12 protein-coding genes are annotated in these 19,641 nt (G+C 66.8%); 6 read left to right on the top strand and 6 right to left on the bottom strand.

Going from position 1 to position 19,641, the window contains the following annotated elements; all coding sequences use genetic code 11:
• On the bottom strand, positions 1-1,295 hold a 1,295-nt coding region (locus tag ACH5AF_RS34945; RefSeq protein ID WP_398907535.1), incomplete at its 3' end, for a WD40 repeat domain-containing protein.
• 200 nt (positions 1,296-1,495) lie between these two features.
• On the opposite strand from ACH5AF_RS34945, the gene ACH5AF_RS34940 reads away from it, so the two are divergent.
• From ACH5AF_RS34940 to ACH5AF_RS34930, 3 genes are all read left to right on the top strand, one after another.
• Positions 1,496-1,729: a hypothetical protein gene (locus ACH5AF_RS34940; RefSeq protein WP_398907533.1), complete on the top strand. Its 234-nt coding sequence runs from the start codon at positions 1,496-1,498 to the stop codon at positions 1,727-1,729.
• Between the two features lie 619 nt (positions 1,730-2,348).
• Positions 2,349-3,650, top strand: a complete 1,302-nt coding sequence (locus ACH5AF_RS34935) for a DNA cytosine methyltransferase (RefSeq protein ID WP_398907532.1) — start codon at positions 2,349-2,351, stop codon at positions 3,648-3,650.
• A gap of 137 nt (positions 3,651-3,787) precedes the next feature.
• A complete protein-coding gene (locus ACH5AF_RS34930) occupies positions 3,788-4,429 on the top strand; it encodes a very short patch repair endonuclease (RefSeq protein WP_398907530.1) in 642 nt (213 codons plus the stop codon).
• Here ACH5AF_RS34930 and ACH5AF_RS34925 read toward each other — a convergent pair whose 3' ends face one another.
• Positions 4,430-4,618, bottom strand: coding sequence for a hypothetical protein (locus tag ACH5AF_RS34925; RefSeq protein WP_383495640.1), 189 nt, complete (start codon positions 4,616-4,618; stop codon positions 4,430-4,432).
• 238 nt (positions 4,619-4,856) lie between these two features.
• Here ACH5AF_RS34925 and ACH5AF_RS34920 point away from each other — a divergent pair, with 238 nt between their 5' ends.
• Genes ACH5AF_RS34920 through ACH5AF_RS34910 form a run of 3 tightly spaced genes read left to right on the top strand, consistent with a single transcriptional unit; the run spans position 4,857 to position 9,530 of the window.
• Positions 4,857-7,193, top strand: a complete 2,337-nt coding sequence (locus tag ACH5AF_RS34920) for an ATP-binding protein (RefSeq protein WP_398907528.1) — start codon at positions 4,857-4,859, stop codon at positions 7,191-7,193.
• 10 nt (positions 7,194-7,203) lie between these two features.
• Entirely contained in the window at positions 7,204-8,862 is a 1,659-nt protein-coding gene (locus ACH5AF_RS34915; protein WP_398907526.1) for a DEAD/DEAH box helicase family protein, read from the top strand.
• 5 nt (positions 8,863-8,867) lie between these two features.
• Positions 8,868-9,530: a hypothetical protein gene (locus ACH5AF_RS34910; protein ID WP_201053898.1), complete on the top strand. Its 663-nt coding sequence runs from the start codon at positions 8,868-8,870 to the stop codon at positions 9,528-9,530.
• Positions 9,531-9,798: 268 nt separating this feature from the next.
• On the opposite strand, the gene ACH5AF_RS34905 is transcribed toward ACH5AF_RS34910, so the two are convergent.
• The 4 genes from ACH5AF_RS34905 to ACH5AF_RS34890 all read right to left on the bottom strand — a co-directional run bounded on the left by ACH5AF_RS34905 (position 9,799) and on the right by ACH5AF_RS34890 (position 19,541).
• Entirely contained in the window at positions 9,799-11,643 is a 1,845-nt protein-coding gene (locus ACH5AF_RS34905) for a hypothetical protein (protein WP_398907524.1), read from the bottom strand.
• Positions 11,644-11,653: 10 nt separating this feature from the next.
• The gene (locus ACH5AF_RS34900) at positions 11,654-15,109 is read right to left on the bottom strand and encodes a hypothetical protein (RefSeq protein ID WP_398907522.1); all 3,456 of its coding nucleotides are present in this window, start codon (positions 15,107-15,109) and stop codon (positions 11,654-11,656) included.
• Positions 15,110-15,226: 117 nt separating this feature from the next.
• Complete coding sequence (locus tag ACH5AF_RS34895) at positions 15,227-17,530, bottom strand: hypothetical protein (RefSeq protein ID WP_398907521.1); 2,304 nt, start codon at positions 17,528-17,530, stop codon at positions 15,227-15,229.
• 1,012 nt (positions 17,531-18,542) lie between these two features.
• The gene (locus ACH5AF_RS34890; protein WP_398907520.1) at positions 18,543-19,541 is read right to left on the bottom strand and encodes an N-acetylmuramoyl-L-alanine amidase; all 999 of its coding nucleotides are present in this window, start codon (positions 19,539-19,541) and stop codon (positions 18,543-18,545) included.
• Positions 19,542-19,641: the final 100 nt, after the last annotated feature.

The raw sequence follows: 19,641 nt of genomic DNA, 5'->3' as shown, positions 1-19,641 counted from the left end.
GAGAAGGCGACGGCTGTGGCGGCACCGGTGTGGCCGGTCAGCGGCGTTCCGACGGTCTGGTGGGTGATCGGGTCCCAGAGACGCACCGTGCCATCGGCGGCGGAGGCGGCGAGCAGGCCGCCGCTGGGGGAGAAGGCGACGGCTGTGGCGGCACCGGTGTGGCCGGTCAGCGGCGTTCCGACGGTCTGGTGGGTGATCGGGTCCCAGAGACGCACCGTGCCATCGTCACTGGCAGTGGCGAGCAGGCCGCCGGGGGAGAACGCTACCGATCTGACGGGGCCGTCATGGCCGATCAAGGGCTTACCGACCGCTTGACGAGTAGCGGGGTCCCAAAGACGCACCATGCCATCGAAGCCGGCGGTGGCCAGTAAGGCGCCGTCGGGGGAGAACGTAACGGCTGTTACAGGGCGGGCGTGGCCGGTCAGTGGCTCGCCGACCGCTTCATAGGTATCCCGATCCCAGAGGCATACCGTGCGGTCATAGCTGGCGGTAGCGAGCAAAGTGCCGTCGGGGGAGAACGTGACGGCCGTGACACCTTCCTGTTTCTTGGTCGAGAGCGCTCCGGCCTCTTCATAGGTCGCTGGATCCCAGAGCCGTACCGTGCCGATGTCGCTGGCGGCGGCCAGCAGACCTCCGTCCGGGGAGAACGCGACGGACCTTACGGTCGTGGTGTGGCCGGTCAGCGGCTTGCCGACCGCTTGACGGGTGACTGGATCCCAGAGCATCACGGTCCCGCCGGCGCTGCCGGTGGCCATCAGGTTGCCGTCGGGCGAGAATGCCACCGACCATACGAAGCCGGAGTGGGGCAGGACCGGTGGTGTGTGACGGAACCTCGGGGGCTGGTGATTCTCGATCGGCGCGGGCGTGCTCGTCGGCGGTGCTGACCCTTCGCGGACCTGTACTGGGGGCTGCGACGCGCCATCCACGACCGGCTGCTGCACGGACTCGGGCGCGGTCGACGCGTGCCGGGCCTCGTCACGTAGGTGCGCGAGCCGAGTCCAGTCCGTGCGCCAGGGCTCGACCCTTGGATCATTCCGGCCCACGGGGGACTGGTTGTCGTTCGCGAGGCTGAGTAGCGTCCGGACGAGGGCGAGCAGGAAGTCGACGCTCGGCAATCGCTTTCCGTTGAGAGCCTCACTGATCGCGGAGACCGAGAGTGACGGTCCCGGGGGTGCGGCACTGCTGATGCTGCGCTGGGAGGGGTTGCCGCATTCGATCTTCAGCTTCCGGAGCTTGGAGGCGAAGTCCGCGAGTTCCCGCTGATACGCGGCCTCGGAGACGTCCTCATGCGCCACGTACGTCCCCCCGATGGTCTGTGGGACTCAGCGTATGACGCTGGTTGCCGAACATCACCGAATTCCGCCGAACACCACCATACAGACTGGGTGTTCGCCCGGAGTGCCGCGCGCTACGGCGATGGCCTGCGACGATCGGGCTTATCCGGGTCTGTTCGTGCTGTACGGGACATGCCGGATCAGGCTGGTGTGCTGGGCGCATGGATGAAATCGAAGAGCCCAACCCGCCCGCCACTTCTCCGGCCGTTCCCACGCCAGGACCGGTACCGGAGGCACCGACCCGCGATCGGGTACTCGACCTGGTCGCGCTGCTGATCCTGATCACGTTGGCGACGGGCGTCTTCATGCTCGCCGGCCCCGAGGCGTTCACCGCGGTCACCAGCGTCGGGCTGGGCTTGTTCGCGGCCTGGCGTGGCAGGCCGCCGCGCTCGTGAACCGCTCGGTATGCGGGAGGGGCGGCGAGCCGGTGGTCGCCGAGAGGCGCGTCACCGCGGCCCCGATCAGGGCGTTGCGCGTGGGCGGCCGCCAGGCTGCCTCGCGCAACTCGTCGATCAGCGTCCGATGCCGGCCGGCACGTCGGGCGGGTGTATGGCGCCGACTCCGTCTCCAGCGCCGGTCGGCTCTGCGGCTCTGTCCCCCGACGAGGGCGGGACCGCTGGCTGTGGGCTGGGCTGGGCTGACCACTCGACCGAGTCGTCGCGCGAGCGGGTCGACCACGGTCGGCGTGTGTGACCTCTTGTGACCTTGGCCATTCGCGACGAGGGTCTGGGGCTGGAACGGCCCGCGGATGATCTCGGTGAGCCGCTTGATCGACAGGTCGTGGAGGTGCGCGAGCTGGAAGGGGGGCGGCCCCCTCGCCGACCTGGTCACGCTCCTTGCGAATACCGCTCGGTCTCGGATCCGGGGAGCCCAATCCCTGGTCCACGGCCCCACGAGGGTCGACGATAACGGCTTGGGATCGCCGGTCGAACCATCTTCGGCCAGTCGTGGGAAGGAGGTGAACTTTCTCGAAAACGGTCACGTGAATCGCAATTTCCGCGGTATGCTTTCGCAATGTCTGAACTGCAAGAAGAGCCAAAGCAGGATCGCACCGGGGTCGAGCTGTTCGCGGGCGCGGGTGGCCTGGCGATGGCGGTCCATGGGGCGGGCTTCCGGCCATTGCTGTTCAACGAGTTCGCTCCGCGGGCGTGCCAGACCCTGGAAGCGAACGGGGCCAAGCTTCGAGGGGACGAGGAGCGCATCCCTGAGCCCGGGGAGCCGTGGCCGCTCGTGGCGGGGGACGTCCAGGACCTGGACATGAGCTATCTGCTCGGTCGTGTCGACGTGCTCGCAGGCGGCCCGCCGTGCCAACCGTTCAGCCTGGGTGGGATCGCCAAGGGGGACGAGGACAAGCGCAACATGTTCCCGCAGATGTTCAAGGCGATGCGCCAGATTCGCCCCAAGGCCGTCATCTGCGAGAACGTCGTCGGACTACTCAGGCCATCGTTCAAGCCCTACCTCGACTACATCCTGCGCGAGATGGAGATGCCGTTCGAGCTACGCGATCCGAACATCCCTTGGCAGAAGCACGACCAGACCCTCATTGATGCCAGGCGCAAGGCCGCCAGCGACCCGTCGGAGCGCTACAAGGTGGTGATGACACGCGTGAACGCCGCCGATTATGGGGTCCCCCAGATCAGGCACCGCATCATCATCGTCGCCTTTCGGGAGGACCTCGGGGTCGACATCGACCAGTTCAAGGAGGACGTGCTTCCCCAGTACTCGGAGGAGGCGTTGTACCGGTCCATGCTCGACGACTCCTACTGGAAGCGTCACGATGTTCCCCCGCGTGTGCGCGCCCGGGCCATGGCCAGGATCCCCAAGGACGTTCCACTTGACCCGGACGGATCGAAGCCCTGGCGTACCTTCCGGGACGCCATCGCCGGAATCGATGAGAACGAGGGCAAGCCCCTGCCGAAGATCCCCTGGGACAGGCTGGACCGCCGTGAGTATCGCGCCGAGGGGTTCACCGATCACATCGGATGGCCCGACGCTCGGATCTACAAGGGCCACACGCCCAACGAACTGGACCGTCCAGCCAAGACCGTGAAGGCCGGCGTGCATGGCGTCCCTGGCGGCGAGTCGGTCATGCTGACCGATGATCTGGAAACCCCCGGAGGCACCACCTACAGGCACAGGTATATGACCGTGCGTGAGACCGCCCGCGTCATGACATTCCCCGACGACTGGAAGCTCGAAGGCCCTCGTGGGGAGAAGATGCGGCAACTGGGCAACGCGGTCCCGGTGAAGCTCGGCGCGGTATTCGCCGACGCGGTAGCCAAGGCCCTCGATACGGCGCCGGGGCCAAGGTCGTGAGCGATGTGTCGAAACCACATCAGAACCGGTGGAACGACAAGTTGCCTCCAGACCGTGCCTGGAAGGGGCGGGCGGGACGGACTCGGAAAGCTCTGTCCGCTGAGCAGGACAAAGCGGCGGGCGGTCGCCATCGACGTGTGGTTGACCTGGGTAACGGCCGCGTGGCTCACGCCTCGGTCTCGTTGAGGATCCTGCCCAAGACTCGGCGCATCCGCGCGGTACTGCGTTGGGGCGACGGAAGGAAGTCCCCGGAGCGCTACCTGGGCGAAGTCGAACACGACACCCGTGCGGTCAACCTCGCTGAGGGATGGCGGCTGGCCTGGGCTAAGGGCCTCTTGAAGGAGGAGACCTTGCCCGAGGACTCGACAGCCTCTACGCCGGCGGTCCGTGCCTCCATGAAGGGCAACCGTGGAAAGGACACAAAGCCCGAGAAGGTCCTCCGGTCGCTTCTCTTCAAGGAAGGGCTTCGCTACCGGGTCAACGCACCGCCGATCCAGGGCCTCCGGCGTACCGCGGATGTGTTGTTCCCGAAGGCGCGAGTCGCGGTCTTCGTCGACGGCTGCTTCTGGCACGTCTGTCCGGAACATCATCGACCAGCGACCAAGAACACGGACTTCTGGACGGAGAAGTTCGCCGACAACCGGAGGCGGGACGCTGAGACCAACCGGATCCTGGAGGAAGCGGGCTGGACGGTTATCAGGGCTTGGGAGCACGAGGCGCCGGAGGACGTGGCACGGCGGGTTATCTCAGCGGTCCGCGGCGTGACCGGCGAGGCGTAGTTACAGCTCTTCGCCGAGCAGTAGATCATCGATGGCGTCGTTCAACCTGCGCAGAACGATACGGCCATCACCATCGCTGTACGCGAGGACGGGACTCTCTGTATCGAGACCTGCCTCGGCGAGAATCCCCAAGGGAATCTGCACCCGGCCGCTCGCATCGATGGTGACTTGCGCGGGTTCCCGGATCATGAGGCGAGTCTCGCACGCGTGAAGCTCAGAGACACCGCTTGGGGCGGGACGGCACCACCAGGGGGTTCGAGATCTTTGTCCCGCACGTGTCGGTGCCGCCCATTAGGGTTGACGGCATGCTGATGGATGCTCCAGGAGCGTGCCTGACCAGGGCCAGCGGTGGGCAGCTTGACGCTGGTGGGCGCGCGTTATGTCCCGCTTGCCAGGCATGTGTTCACGACGAAGACGGGGGCCGACTGTGACCGAGAACCAGTACATCAATGTCACCCCACACCCGCGCATCTTGGGTGTGCTCGGCGACATCGAGTTCTCGCACTGGCAGTGCCTGGCCGAATTGATCGACAACTCCTTCGACGAGTTCCAGGCGGCCGGCGAGACGGTGGACCGGCCCTCGGTCGCGGTCTCGCTGCCTCCGGCGAACTCGAGGCGTGCGACGGCTGAGATCACGGTGCAGGACAATGGCCGGGGCATGAGCCTGGAGGCTGTCACCAACGCCATCAGCGCGGGCTGGACGAGCAATGGTCGACACGGTTCCCTCGGCCTGTTCGGCATGGGTTTCAACATCAGCACGGCGCGACTCGGTCGGCGTACCACTGTGCGTACTAGCAGGGCGGGCGACCCGGACTGGGTTGAGGTGACCCTGGACCTGGTGCAGATCGCCAACTCCTCCAAGTACCAGGCGCCGTACCGCACGGTGCCCAAGACCAATCGTGAAGAGCATGGCACCACGGTCACCATCAGCGACCTCAAGCAGGAGCAGTACGCCACGCTCTGTCGCCCGCAGACGCAGAACGTGATCCGGGAGAAGCTTGGAGACGTCTACAGCTACCTGCTGTCGGAGAAGGGCTTCCTGCTCACGCTCAACAGCAAGAAGGTCAGGCCGCGCCTGCCCTGTGTCTGGGACGAGAAGCGGTCCGTTACCCGCCAGGGCGTGGAGATCCACGCGGTTCAGAAGATCGACCACGTGCTGAGCCCCAAGAACGCCTGCATGGCGTGCGGGTATTGGAGTTCCGCCGACGCGGAGCGGTGCGAGGAATGCGGGCAGGACCGCCTGGAACTGAGGGAGCGCAAGATCTGGGGCTGGATCGGGGTACAGCGGTACGTCCACCGCACCGACTACGGCCTGGACTTCCTTCGCAACGGACGCAAGATCCTCCTCAAGGACAAGCGGGTCTTCTACTGGGAGGACGAGGACAGCCTCGCTGAGGCGGAACTTGAGTACCCCATCGACTCCGGAGCCGTGCAGATGGGCCGGATCGTTGGTGAGATCCACTGCGATCACGTCGCTCCGAACTACCAGAAGACCGCCTTCGAGTTCGAGACAGCCGAATGGCGTCAAGTCCTGCGCGAGGTCCGCGGAGCCAGTCCCTTGCGTCCGAAGATCGCGAAGAGCCTTGGGCTGCCGGAGAACCGCAGTCCTCTTGGCCTGCTCTACGCGGGCTTCCGTCGCCAGGACCCGGGGCTCAACTACCTGATCCCGGGCGACGGACGCAACGCTCTCCACGAGACGGCGGCGAAGTGGGCCGGGTTGATGCGGATGGGCGGCCACGAATACCAGACCGACGAGGTGTGGTATCGCGCTGCCTACCAGCACGACAACCCGATAGCCGCGGAACCGGAACCGGGGAGTGATGACATCCTCCCCGGGCTTGGGGCTGGTTTCCTCGATCCGGATGACGAGACTGAAGGCGGTGCGGAGCCTGACACGACCACGGCGGGCCAAGAACCGCCTGAGGACGATCCCGCACCGGTGGAGACGTTGGACCAGCGGCTCCAGCGGTACCGAGACCATGCCGACCCCATCGTGGACCTGACGGGCCCGTACTACCTCGAAGACCTGGGCCGCGTGGATCTGACGGCTTGGGCGGTTAGCGGCCAGCATCTGGTCACCAAAGACGGGCGGCCCGCGCCTGTGATCGTCTCGATGGTCCGAGCTCCGCAGTTGGAGGTATTCGTCGACACTGGGCACGCGCTTTTCCGTGAATACGGGACGGACATGCGCGACTTGGCGCTCGTCGAGGTCGCGGAGTTCATGCGAGTACGGGCGAACAACGTGTCGATGCCCCTGAGCGAGATCGTCGCGCAGCTCAAGACCCACACCTCCAGCCCTAGGCTGACGCCGGCGGCGACGGCGGAGGAATCCGAGCGGCTCCTCGAACAGGTGCGTATGGCTATGGTGACGCCCGTTTCGGCGAACCCGGCGGTGCACTGGCTGCTGCTCACGAAGGATGAACGAGCGGACGCCGAACGCCGCTTCGCGGTCGAGGCCGGTGGAGGGGCCCCTTGGAACGACGCGATCTCCAATGGCGAGTTCATCCGCTATGTCCCGGCCAGCGCTGTCATCCGCATCATCCAGGACTCCCCGGAGACCTTCCTCGACGGGTGCGTCTTCAAGCGCGGTTACATCGCTCTAAGTGATCCAGGGGCGCGAGAGCTCGTGGTGGAGCGACTGATCAACCCTCTAGGGGACCTCGCGCTGCTGGAACAGCACCGTCCACGCCTCGACGTGGAGGAGTTGGCCCGGATCAGGATCAGCTGCCGTCTCATCGCGCGCGACCTCGCTGACAACACGTAGGGAGAGCGGAATGCAATTCCTCGACGCCGCCTCCCTGCTGGACTCCGGTCCACTGCAGTTTCCTCGCCGCATCGAACGCCTCCTGTGGCACCTGGGCTTCTCCGATGTGTCCAACATCGATGGTTCCGGTGACGAGGGGGGCGACATTCTCGCCCTCCACAAGGGCGAGACCTGGGTAATCCAGTGCAAGTGGAAGCGACACGGGGCCGTAGGAGCCGACGCGGTGGACGAGGTCGCCCGCGCTCGGGATCACTATCGCGCCCACAAGGCGGTCGTTGTCACCAACACTCGCTTCAGCCCTGACGCTCGGCAGCGTGTGGCGAACCTGGCACGCCTAGGCCCTGGAATCCTCTTGTGGGGCGGAACAGACCTAACAACCAGCTTCGACCGGGTACCGCCCAGCTTTGGACGAGTGACGCCACGGCCGTACCAGGCCGAGGCGCTCCAGGCGCTGACCGCCGATCTCGATGCCTCGGGTCGGGCACTGCTCGTGCTGGCAACGGGCCTGGGTAAAACGGTCGTCGGAGGCGAGGCGATCGCGGCGCACCTGCGACGCGCCCCCCAGGACCAGGTCTTGGTCGTCGCACACGCCAAAGACCTCGTCCAGCAACTAGAGCGGGCGCTCTGGCGACACCTACCCAAAGACGTTCCAACGCGGCTCCTCACGGGCGACACCCGTCCTGATGACCTCTCCGGCCTCACCTGCGCGACGGTCGGCTCGGCGCTGTCCGCCGCGCGATTCGGGTACCGCCCGGGGCTCGTCATGATCGACGAAGCCCACCATGTAGGCGAGGAAGGCCAGTACGACGAGCTGTTGGAACTCCTGAGCTCGGCACGCCACCTGGGCGTCACCGCGACCCCATGGCGCGGTGATAAGCACGACATCACCCATCAGCTCGGCGCCCCCAGCTTCAGCCTGGGGATCGAGGAGGGAATGCGGCGCGGCTACCTCGCCCAGGTCGACTACCGCCTGTTCGTCGACGACATCGACTGGGACATCGTCCGCGAGGCCAGTGACCACTCATACGGACTGGCCGAACTCAACGCGAAGCTCTTCCTGCCGCAGCGAGACGAGGCCATCCGCGACGAGTTGGCCACCGCATGGGCCGCAACGGCCAGTCCTCGGGCCATCGTGTTCTGCCGCACTATCGAACACGCTGAGCGGCTCGCTGACATGTTGCGGCGCACCCCCCTTTGGTCAGGTGCCCTCGCTATCCACGCGGGACTCGCCAAGAGGGAACGGCAGAATCGCCTGCTCGCCTTCCGCGCCGGCGAGGTGCCCATCCTGACAGCGGTCGACATCCTCAACGAGGGCGTCGATGTGCCAGACGTGAATATCCTCTGCTTCGCACGAGTCACGCACTCCCGCCGAATCTTCGTCCAGCAGCTTGGGCGAGGGCTCCGCCTGCGCGAGGGAAAGGAGCGAGTCACGGTGTTGGACTTCGTCAGCGACCTCCGTCGCATCGCTGCCGCGCTCAAGCTCAAGCGTGAGCTTGACGGGGACGGTGAGATCGAGACCCTCAGGAAGATCACCCCGTCGAACATCGACTTCAGCGACCAGAAGGTGGCCACGCTCATGGATGAGTGGATCAAGGACGCGGCCAGTCTTGAGACCGCGTACGACGAGCACCGACTCCAGTTCCCCGCCACCCGCGCCCCCCAGGAGTAATCACCGTGGCCTTGCAGCACTTGCCTGCGCCCATTCGCGAACGCCTCCTCATTGAGATCTACCAGCAGGCCAATGACCTGGACTGGGAGTTCTTGAGCAACACCGAGAAGACGAACCAGTACCGGAGATGGATCGAGGATCCCAAGGTCGGTGGAGTCCTGCTCTCCTACGGGCCGGAGAAGGACGCCAGGGTCTGGATCAAGGATGTCCCCATGAAGGAGTACGCCCGAGCACAAGAGGGGATCGGAAGCTATGTCCGCTATGCGGTAAATCGGTTCCAGGGGCCGGAGGAAATCGTCCGTGCGGCATGTGGCAGCGGCTGGGTGATGAAGCCCGATTCGGTTGGAGAGAAGCCGAACCACTGCTACGCCATCGCTGGCGACGGCGACGCCACTCGGTACGTTTGCTGGGGCCGCGCTGGAAACTTTCGTGACCTCGTCTGGGCCGCGCTGAACGAGGCCATCGACTCGGTGGAGCGGCCCGCGATCGTCATCACGACCCGCAACGGTGAGACCGTATCCACGGCCGAGCGCACGCGCCAGGAACGAGTCGCTCAGCGTTGTGGCGCGGACCTGCGGTACCTCCACCGGGAAATGATCCCGAACCCTGACTACCTTGGAGCGGCGGGCGGTGGCCATGGCCCATCGCAACCTACCCTCGTCGACTAGCCTCCGGGCGACTCCCTACTGAGGATCGCCGGTGTGCTGGACGAGGTCATCGGCTTGTTCGGCCAGGCCGTGTCCGCCAGGAGGGGCGACGGATAAAAATGCGTGATGAACCGGCGCGGAGGGTCCCAATTAGGGAAGAAACCGGCCGTCTCGGCGAAACCGTGGTTGACCAGGTGCTCGCCGCGCTAATCCGACGCCATCACCACCGCGGACGTCCTCCGGGTCAGCAGACTTGGCGGACTTGATCAGGCGATGAAGGCCAACGTGCTCACGGAGCCCAGAACGCCTGCCATGTGATTTCGTCGGATGTCTGGTCGGGATCCGTGCCATCTGCAGTGGGCAGGGTTCCGAACAGGAGGTTGCGGTCCAGCACCGTGTTGAACCGCTCGCAGGAGATTTCGCTGGTGTGCAAGCAGGCCGCGCATGCGCCTCCGAAGGAGCGGCGGCAAGGCGGGTCGAAGACGCACCGCGGATCGGCGGCGAGCTCGGACAACGCGTCGGCGAGGTCGTAGCGATACACGTGCTCGATGCCGCCCAACGTGAAGTCGCTGCGGGTGTTGGCGTAGACAAGGAACGCCAGTGCGGACGGGAAGAGGTACTCGGCGAGCGAGTCGATATTAAGTCCGCAGCGGGCTGCGATGGCCTTCATGAACCGGTGGGACATCGAGTGGACCAGCCCGAGGACGCTGCGGGTGATCCGCTGCTCCGGGGCGTTGAACATGTCGACGACTGGTTCTCGGACCCGCAGCAGCCACTTGTACGCGTTCGACTCGTCCGTGACCTCGGGGTCGGGAACGACGCCGGAGTCGACGAGCCAGCGGATGACTTCCAGCGGCTTGACGCGGACGAGCAAACCCTCTGTCTCGGTCCGCTTGCCGTACATGGGGTACTTGCTGTTGGACGCCGGGAAGAACTTGAACCAAGTGCCCTTGTCGCCGGTCCGTGTCTGTTGGACGGCGTGGGCCGAGATCCGCGTGTAGCCAGCGACGACGTTCGCGATCGGAAGTTCGCGCAGCAGGGTAACGTCGGCAAGTTTGTAGCGGTCGAACAACGCGGGGTATTCGCCATAGGTGGGGATCAGGTCGGCCGACGGAGGGTTCCGCAGCAGGCCATCCACGTCGAGCGACGGCGCCGCTGTGGCACGGGTGAGGGAGAACACCTCGTCGCCGATGACCTCCAGAGCTTCTGGGGGAAGCGCCAGAGCCTCGACCTCCTTTTGCCATCCACCTACGGACGCGGAGGCCTGACGCGCCTTGTCCATCATCGACTCGTACAAAGGATCGTCGGGGTGGATCCCGAGTGCCTCGCAGGTCGCCTTGGCCTGCGCCAGTTTGTCGTCACTACCGCCTCCGCTGGTCGCAGCGCGGAGCGCGTCGAGGCCGGGGGCGACCGCTCCGATGAGTTGTCCGACGGCGGCGGCGCCGATCGCGTCGCCCTTCATGCCGGTGTACTCAGAGCGTGTGGGCGGATTGATCACGGTCAAGGACTGCGGATAGTGGAGGGAGGTTTGAGGTACGCGCAACACGGACGTGGGACTAGTCTTGCAATCGGGGCAGTAGACGACACGTCGCTCCGCGCGCGTGCCGCACTTGCCGCATCGCCACACCCACTGGCGTGTGTCCAGCACACGCCAGTTCCGCAGGAGCATCGGCCCGGAACAGTTGTTGGCGCATTTGGGGGCCCGGATCTCGCGAAGCAGGCCGCAGTTGTGCGCCTCGGCGAACTGGAACTGGGGCTTGAGGCCGTGTCCGGAGGGGCAAGTCGGCGTCTGGCTGGTGGGTTTGACGGTGCTTAGGTGTCCGCACTCGCGGCAGATGAACGTGTTTGGGAATCGTGAAGCCTGCAGGTCATGGGCCTCGACGATGCTGTATTGCCCACGTTCGATGATGTCGAGTTCTGGACCGGCGTTCGGGATTCCGGAATGCTGCTGGGCGAAGGGCCGGATAAGCCTCTTCAACTGAGGAGCGAGCCATGCTTCCGGGACATCGAGTGGCGAGGCGTGTCGGGGCGGCTCGCCGATGACGGAAACCTGGTTGTCCCAGTTGTACGGCTGGCCCGGCATGTGGTTCCAAAGCGCCTGGGTGGCGGTGCGGTTCAACGTCTCGTAGGTCATAGAGCGCTCCTCACACGTTTCCATGGATAGTGATCGGTGCCTCGATGTCGCGCAGTGAGCGCGGAACCGATGGGTCCAGGAGGTCGGCCGTCCTCGTGTTGGAGTCCCCAGACACGGCCAGGACGGACATCATCTCGTCCACGTATCGCACGACCTCCGCGCGGTGCATGTCGTGGTAGTGGTTAGCCGGGTTGAGGCCGAGGCCGGCCGACAGATCCTCGATCAGGCGAGTCCGATCGAGGAATCCCGCGTCGAGGGCCTTGCGGAACTGGTCGGACTTGCTGAGCGCGTACCGGCCTTTGCCCGACGTGCTCCATGGGACCTCGTAGACCTGGAGGGTCCAGGCCATGAGAGCCCCAGAGAGCACCCTGCGCAGCACGGGCAGCGACTCGCGGTTGACCGGTACCTTGTGTACGAGCCGGTCGAGGTAGGTGATCCACGCCGTGTAATAGCGGAAGACAGACGCATCGCGGTCTCGTGACGGATTGAAGATGTGCACGATCAAGCCGGGGTGCTTGCGTCCGACCCGGGCCGTGGCCTGGATGACTTCTGTCGCCTGGGTGGGCGTGCCCATGAGGACCATGACGCCGAGACGCGGCGAGTCGAAGCCGTGGCCGATCGCCCTCGTGGCGGCGATGAGCCGGATGCGGCGGCTGGGGTCCTCCGGTGGAGCATCGAGTCGGCGGGCCGCTTCGCGGACAGCGGCGGGCTCGGCGCTGCCGGAGATGATCGCGAGGTTGTCGCTGGTCTCGATCAGGGCCCTGACGCGATCGTCGCGCGTGTATGAGGAGAGATCCTCATTGCGTAGGCAGTACCCGAGCAGGACCTCGTAGTCGTCGCGTAGAGCCTTGTCCACTACGGCGAGGACGTGTGGCTCCGTGTGGTCGAGCCCGGCGTCGGCGGCCGCTGAGGCGGGGTTCGCGATGGATCGCTCGAGCCATGCGGCGTACATGCGGGTCACCTCTGCGGCGGCGGTGACCATGGTGATCCCGCGAGGCCGCACGCCGACGTAGCGGCGCAAGGGATCCTCCGGATCGGTGTAGGAGAAGAACGTCTCGCCGGCGTCAGGACCGGGGGCGGGGAAGCGGCGGGCGGAGCGCTGGTAGAGATGGCGCACCTGGTTCTCGTAGCCCTCAAGGGTGGCGGTCGCGGCCACGATGTGGAGGGGCCGGTTGCCGAGCCTGGCACCGATCTGTTGCAGGAGCGTCTCGTACATGCCATCGAGGGCGCCCAGACTCTCCTCCAGGAGGTGCAGCTCGTCGGCGATCTCGCAGCGCAGGGACCCGAACCCGGGCGGGATCGGCACCCGCGGGGCCTTGCAGCCGAAGACGGCACAGTAAGTCGGGTCTGCTGTATATCCGTGGCGAGGGCATCGGGACTGCGTCTGGCCGAAGATGATCTGGAACGCCTTGTTCTGGGCGATCTGAGCGAGCCGGTCGACGGTGCCGACTAGTACGGAGGGGGCGTTTCGGTAGATGTCGTCGTCGACGACCCAGATCGGCAATACTCCGGAGAGCGGACACGCGGGGTTCTGGCATGTGTGTCGCATGGTCCAACTGGCCTCGTCGAACTGGACGAGGACCTTCCGGCCGCTGCCGGACGGGTCGCAAGCGGGGCAGTGCTCGAGGACGCGGCAGCGTTCGGCGAGATCCGGCGAGTGCGGGTCGACGCCGTTCGAGAACGGACTGTTGGCCGCATAGATGCGGTTGGGCGTGTTGGTGCTACCGACGAAGAAGCCGACGCCGAACGGATCTCCGGCGCTGATCCGCGGATCGCGTCGGCGCAGGACCTCGGCCGCGAAAACGGCTTCGGCGAAGCGAGCCGTCTGCTGCGTGGACAGCAGTCGCAAAGGGAAACGCGCCCAGACGTTCACGCCGGCCGTCCCTCCTGTGAGGCGGGCGTGAAACAGGTGAAGGAGCATGACACCGAGGTAGGCCTCGGACTTACCGCCACCGGTCTGCACGGTCTCGATCTGCACGCTGGGGTCGGCTTCTGGGTCCGCGACGGCCGGCAGACAGCCGGCCATCCAGGCGATCTGGAACAGGCGCCACGAGTCGTAACCCTTGCTCGCGCCTACCATCTTCATGGCCCGGTTGGCGAGGACGAAGGCTTCACGCAGCACGTCGTCGCGCTCGATGGTGCGGACGCCGGCGCGGATCCACTCAACCTCGTCCCTGGCGGTGTCAGCATCCCTCTTGGCCTCCGCGATGGCTTCGTCGCTCCAGCCTCGAGCTGTCGCGCGCGCTGCCAGGGCGGCGTCCGACCAGTGCTCGGCCACCCACGCGGCGTGGGCGTCGACGATCGCTGTGACCGCCCCGACCGGGTCGGCGATCACAGCGTCGAACCTGGCGTCGATGGTCTCGCCCTTGCCAGAGCTTGCCCGGGGGTGGGGGCGCTGGGTCAGGGCAGTCGCCCCATAACCGGTTTCGAACGTCGTCACACCGGTAGCGGTGTCGGTTGCCGCGACCACCGGCGAGGCCTGCCCGAAGGCAGGCACGGTGCGGTCGTAGCGGTGGGAGTTCGCCACCTGTTCCAGGGTGTATGGGGCCAGGGCTGTGTCGGTGCGCGCCGCGACTCTGGCTTCGTACAGCCGAGTGTCCAGGTGCTTCCGGCCAAAGGGGATGGTGCGCGCCTGGTCGGCGAACTGGGCATCCTCGGGCGGAGTGGTGTTCACGAGAGTGATCAGAACGTCGCGTCCTGCCTCGGTCGTCAAGACATCGACGTCGAGTGCGGCGGCGAACTGGGGGAGGGCGGCGTCGGCCGCAGCGATCAGGTTGTTGGCGCAGTACGACGCCCATGCCGCGTCGTCGGCCATATCGGGGTCGCGCGGCAGGGATCCGGCTGGTGATGCCGTGCGCCGGGGGCGAAAGGGCTCGCTACCCGCGGCCGGACGCACAGCGGCTCGGATCGCGTCCGCGATGGCCTGGGCGCCGAAGCGTGTCGACCCGCGCGCCCCGTCGTGGACCTCCACGCGCACGTTGACCGGTCCGACAGGCACCTTCATCCACACTGCGGCCAGTTGGCGGCCGGGTGTCTTCCCGCCGACCTGGGCGACGGCCTTGGCGGCCGCAGAGGTGTCGAGGTTGTCCGTGACCGCGTGTGTGAACGCGCGCTGCTCGGCCTGGGAGGCGTGCAGCGCGATGTAAACCGCGAAGCTGACCTCGACGTCGATCTCGGCGGGAGCCGACCCGGCGAGCCGGAATGAGAAGCCCTGCGCCGCCGGGACCAGGCGATCGCCGCTGAGGCCCTTGGCGCGATCGACGGTCAACTGCGGTTCGCTGGACAGCTGTCCAAGCCAAATCGCGCGCCTCTGCGCGTCCGTGAGGCGAACTCGGGCGGGCAATTGTCCGCCAGCCGCCTCGGTGAGGATGTGCCGTTCGAGCGAGGCGAGCAGTGCGTCGCGGATCTTCGCCTCGAAGTTCACAGCAGTGGTGCCGTCTGCGGGTGCCGCCGGTGTGGTGGCCATCGTCTCTCGCTCCGTCCCAAGTGATACGAAGGACATGGAAGGTGCCTCGGACGCGGAAGTCGTCGCCCGCCCGGAGGCGTGGGGTGGGGTCAGGCCACATACGCCGAGCTCGATTGCTTAGATGAGCGCGCGGTCTCCCCTCGCTAGTGGAGGGGCCGCCAGGCCCGGGATGGCGGATTGCTCTATCAGGACGCCGATCGCGCTGGCTGGCACGCGCGCCAGCTTGGCCTCGACGGCCGTGACCCGGTGCAAGGTCACGGCCTCGAGGAGGTCGGCGACGTGGATCCCGAGGGCCGGGTCGATCAGCGCGTCGCGGTCGTCCATGCGCGCGCCGGTGATCTGTCCGGACAGCCAGCGCCCGACCGTCCGGTGGATGGTGCGGCTCGTGCACAGCGCTTTGCCCACCGGGCCCGCGCGGCGGAGCAACTCGGTGTCGCCGACCGCCTCCGCGAAGCGTCTGACGTCAGCCGCGTCCTCCGGGCCCTCGGAGTTCCCGCGGACCCACGTCCCGATGGTCTGCTCGCTCGTGATCGTCGTCGGATCGGCGTTGCGTCGCATCGCCGCGAGTATCTCCCGATAGGTCCAGCCGCTATAGGAGACGCGTGCGACCCGCTCGTGCCAGAACGCGATCAGCGCGGCGAGCGGCGCGTACGTGGGCAGTTCCGACAGCACGTCGATGATCGAGTCGAACAGGTTCCTGCGGGCGGCGGCATCGACGAGCGCGACGACATCGCCGGCCTGAAGGGACTTGGCCGCGACCTGGCGTGTGTTCTTCTGCCTCTTGCGATAGACCACGTCGTTGGGGTCCATCAGCATCGCGCGGCCGTCGGCGAACTCCACGGTGATCGCGTCGACTCGGGCCGAGGAGTCACCGTCACCGCCACGCGCCGGCGGCGGGGTCTCCGCCGCGTCGGAACCGACCGCCCCGGTCCTGGCCAGGACCTTCAGGACGTCGAGACCGAACGGCTCCCACGGCGAGTCGTTCACTCCCCGCGCCACGTCGGCGCCCTTGACTACGGTGGTGTCCAACCGGACGACGATGTCCGGGGCGGCAGGACGTACCACGATCGGGTGGGTCCCGAGCCGGACGGCGCTCTCCGTCGCGGTCTTGGCGCGCAGCTCGGCCAGTGCCAGGAACGTGGTTCGCGCTTGCCGTGCCGCCCGCCCGGCCTCCCATTCCCCAGCGGCTGTGACCAGCAGCCTCGTCGCAGCGGGAGCGGCCAGCAAACTGGCATAAGCTCGCGGCACTGGACCCGTGATCAGCATCGACGCCACTGGCAGACCGGAGACCCGCCCGCAGGCGAGGTCACGGACGGAAACCACTCGGATCCGCTCCGCCCAGCCGTGCGGAACTAGTGGCGACTCGTTCAAGTCGGTCGTCAGTGCCGCCACCGCGGACTGGTTGCGCGTGACGACCATCCCGGTCCCACGCTCCCCGGCCTCCTCACGGACCCAGTCCTGTACGAGAGCGAACTTCGGCCGTTCCAGAGCGGCCTCGTAGATGTCGGCGAACCCGTCGGCGACCACCGCCCAGGCATCCCGGGTCGGCCCCGCGCTCTGGCGGGATACCGCCCGAGCGTGGCTGGTGGCATCCCCCAGCAAGACAGAGAACGGTCCTCGTCGAACACACGCGTCGTAGGAGGAGGGAGTGGTGACTGACAGGCTGAATGTGGACAGGACTCCCCACGCCCAGCGAACCGCATGCGTCATCGCGAGGTTCTCCGACCCGCCGGTCACGGCGGCGAGCCGTCCCAGAGCCTTCCACGTGCCACTCAATGCCTGATCTAGCGATGTCACGGCCTCCGGCGCTCGCACGACACGCGCGGCTATAGCGGTGGCATGTAGCAACTCCGAGGAAGCCGCGAACTCACCCGTCGCCTCACTCGGATTGAAGGGAGCCGCCAGGTCCGTGAACGATGGTGGGTCGAACGCCCACACGACACCGCCCGCCTCGCGGATGGCGTCCAGATTCGAGTCGAACGGTGTGTCGGTGATGTAGACCAGGTCACGGCACTGGCGCAGACGCGGCTCCAGATCACCCACATCAGCCGCCGTCCCATCGATTACCAACGCTCCACGGCCGCTCACCCGGTCTATGTCCGAAGTGAGAACCAGCCGACCGACCCGGTCACGAACGGGACCGCCGACGACCTCGACCTCGCCGTCTGTCGTGAGCCGAGCCCGCGGGATGAAATCGGCCAGCCGCTGACTGTCGATGTACAGACGGTCGTATGCGGCACGCTGCGATAGCCGCTTGGAGACCACCGTCGCGGTCACATCGAGACCGCTGGTTCGAACGATCTGCGCCACCAGGCTGGCGGCGCCGAGCGCGATCGGTGTATCGGCGGCTGGAAGGGGGATTACCAAGGCCAGCGGCACTTCCCGTGCGCTGGCGGCGTCGACGGCCTCCAGCAATTCCATGTCGAATCGGGTAGCCCCGAACTTGCGGACGCCCACGCCGGAGACCCGACGCCGCAGTTTGCCGCGTCGGACCACATCTGAAAGGCCACTCCAGCCCGTCGTGGCCATTACGCCCCAACCTTCCCCCGGTTACAGAATCTTCACTTATTACCATAGGGGTCCGGACTGACAAGAGCCGGGCAAGCGGCCGCGCGGGCGTCGTGGCGAAGGCCAACCGCGATGGTCTTCACCGCTCGGAAGGTGTCGACGGTGCGCAGCTGTGAGGCGTGCTCGGCGAGGATGGTGTCGCGGTCCCACCGTGTGGTGGCGGATGACTTTCTTGGACACTGAAGCGGAGGCCCCGAGACCTGCGGCTCGCGTTGTGCGATGCCGACAAAACCGCTGCGGGCAGGCAGCTGGGGTCGCTGTCCGGGACTGGAGCGTTACGGGAGGCGACCAGGGGAGCGCAATGGGAGCGCGGACGCCTATGGACGGTGCAATCCGGAACGTTCGACGTTGGACCGCGATATGTGCTCTGATCTGGGAAAATGAGATCCGGTGCGCCCTGGCAGCACAGTCCATCACGATCCCCAGCGGCCTTTTAATCCGTTGGTTGTGGGTTCGAGTCCCACACGGCCTACCACTCAGCCCCAGGTCAGAAGCTTTCTGGCCTGGGGCTGATCTCTTTCTCGGCCCCGTGCGTGAGCGATGCGTGAGCGGCCGTGCCGTCGGATGCCTTCCGCACCCGCGGGACGACGGCCGCCGCACGCTCGGTCAACTCCTCCTCCGCCTCGGCCGGCCTGCCCTCCGATACGGTCCATCAGCCAGGGACAGCTGCGAGCGATGACTGTCTACGGCGCGCCGGCTCGAGCGCTGGTCGTGAAAGCATCGATGCGCTCGCCTGACGGCCGAAGCATCGTTCGCTCTCCGGCCTGCGCGCCGTGCTCTTCAGCCATGCAGACCGGTCCCCGGCCGGGGAGCCATGGCGTGATTCCGACGTGATCGGGGCCCCGGGCGCGGCGACGGAGACGTGTCACGTCCAGGACAGGCCGCGCACCTGCGCCGACGTGATGACTGCCGGTGTGGAGTCCGTCGGTGAGGCCGGGTAGTAGACCACCTCGAAGCGGACCCTCTCGTCCGCGGCGACCGAGCCGCCGTGCGGGAAGTCCGGAAAGCTGGAGCCGGCCGTGGTCAGGCGTTCCACGATCGGGCCGGTCCAGCGTGAGCCGTTGGGACGCAGGTGGAAGAAGCGGCCCTGGAGCGTACCGCCCGCGGGGGCCGTCACCGTCAGGTGCATCGCGCCGGTGTAGCGCACGGCGGATGTGAGCAGGTCCGCCGAGCCGACGGGGACGGGGGTCCAGTCGCCCGGGGGCAGCGTCGTGTCGGTGTCGGAGGCGAGATTCCAGTTGTCGGGCACGTCTTCCTCCTCGGACGGCGGGGCGGATGCGAGACGGTCGGCGATGCGTTCGCGCATCGAGCCCATCGTGAAACCGCGCGGGTCGACCTTCCCCGGCTGCCACTCGAGGTGTCCGATCACGCTGCGGTGGGTCCAGCCGTGCGCGCGGCAGATCGCGGCGGCGGCCTTCTCGATCGCCTCGAGCTGGGCGGCGGGCCACGGGTCCTTGCCGTCGCCGAGGTTGATGCACTCGAAGCCGTAGAAGTGACGATTGCCGTCGGTGTTCGCCTCGTCGTCGGGAGGCAGCGCGCTCTCCGCGATCACGGCGCGCAGGACGTCGTCGTCGCCCAGGCCGGCGTGGTTCGCCCGGCCGTTGCCCACGAGGTAGACCGTGCCGTCCTTGGCGATGACGCCGTGGCACAGCGGTCCGGGCAGGTTGGTGTAGCCGTTGTAGCAGAGCTCCACCGAGGAGTCGGTGCCCGACGTGACGGTGTGGTGGACCATCACGCCGTGCACCGGGGCCCACGGGCCCACATGGTTGCGGTTGTGGGTGCGCCAGCTGCGGTACTCCACCACGCGCAGCCCTTCGTTCCGCAAGGCTGCGAGCAGTTGGTCGGCGGACAGCGGTTCAGCCATGGGGTCTCCGTAAGTTGTTGGATGGCCCGGGAGGGCCGGATGTGGCTTATGGGGTCTTGCCTTCAGTGGCTCCGCAGGAGTGGCCGTCCGGCTCTCCGGG

The sequence above is a fragment of the Streptomyces sp. NPDC018833 genome (assembly GCF_044390825.1).
GTDB lineage: Bacteria > Actinomycetota > Actinomycetes > Streptomycetales > Streptomycetaceae > Streptomyces.
Note: the sequence above shows the minus strand (reverse complement) of the source record. Positions and strands in the feature narration are given on the sequence as shown.

What these genes read in the sequence shown, in the direction of transcription:
- ACH5AF_RS34940 (WP_398907533.1), top strand. Translation starts at nt 1,496, where the DNA reads ATGGATGAAATCGAAGAGCCCAACCCGCCCGCCACTTCTCCGGCCGTT.
- ACH5AF_RS34935 (WP_398907532.1), top strand. Translation starts at nt 2,349, where the DNA reads ATGTCTGAACTGCAAGAAGAGCCAAAGCAGGATCGCACCGGGGTCGAG.
- ACH5AF_RS34925 (WP_383495640.1), bottom strand. Translation starts at nt 4,618, where the DNA reads ATGATCCGGGAACCCGCGCAAGTCACCATCGATGCGAGCGGCCGGGTG.
- ACH5AF_RS34915 (WP_398907526.1), top strand. Translation starts at nt 7,204, where the DNA reads ATGCAATTCCTCGACGCCGCCTCCCTGCTGGACTCCGGTCCACTGCAG.
- ACH5AF_RS34905 (WP_398907524.1), bottom strand. Translation starts at nt 11,643, where the DNA reads ATGACCTACGAGACGTTGAACCGCACCGCCACCCAGGCGCTTTGGAAC.
- ACH5AF_RS34900 (WP_398907522.1), bottom strand. Translation starts at nt 15,109, where the DNA reads ATGGCCACCACACCGGCGGCACCCGCAGACGGCACCACTGCTGTGAAC.
- ACH5AF_RS34895 (WP_398907521.1), bottom strand. Translation starts at nt 17,530, where the DNA reads ATGGAATTGCTGGAGGCCGTCGACGCCGCCAGCGCACGGGAAGTGCCG.
- ACH5AF_RS34890 (WP_398907520.1), bottom strand. Translation starts at nt 19,541, where the DNA reads ATGGCTGAACCGCTGTCCGCCGACCAACTGCTCGCAGCCTTGCGGAAC.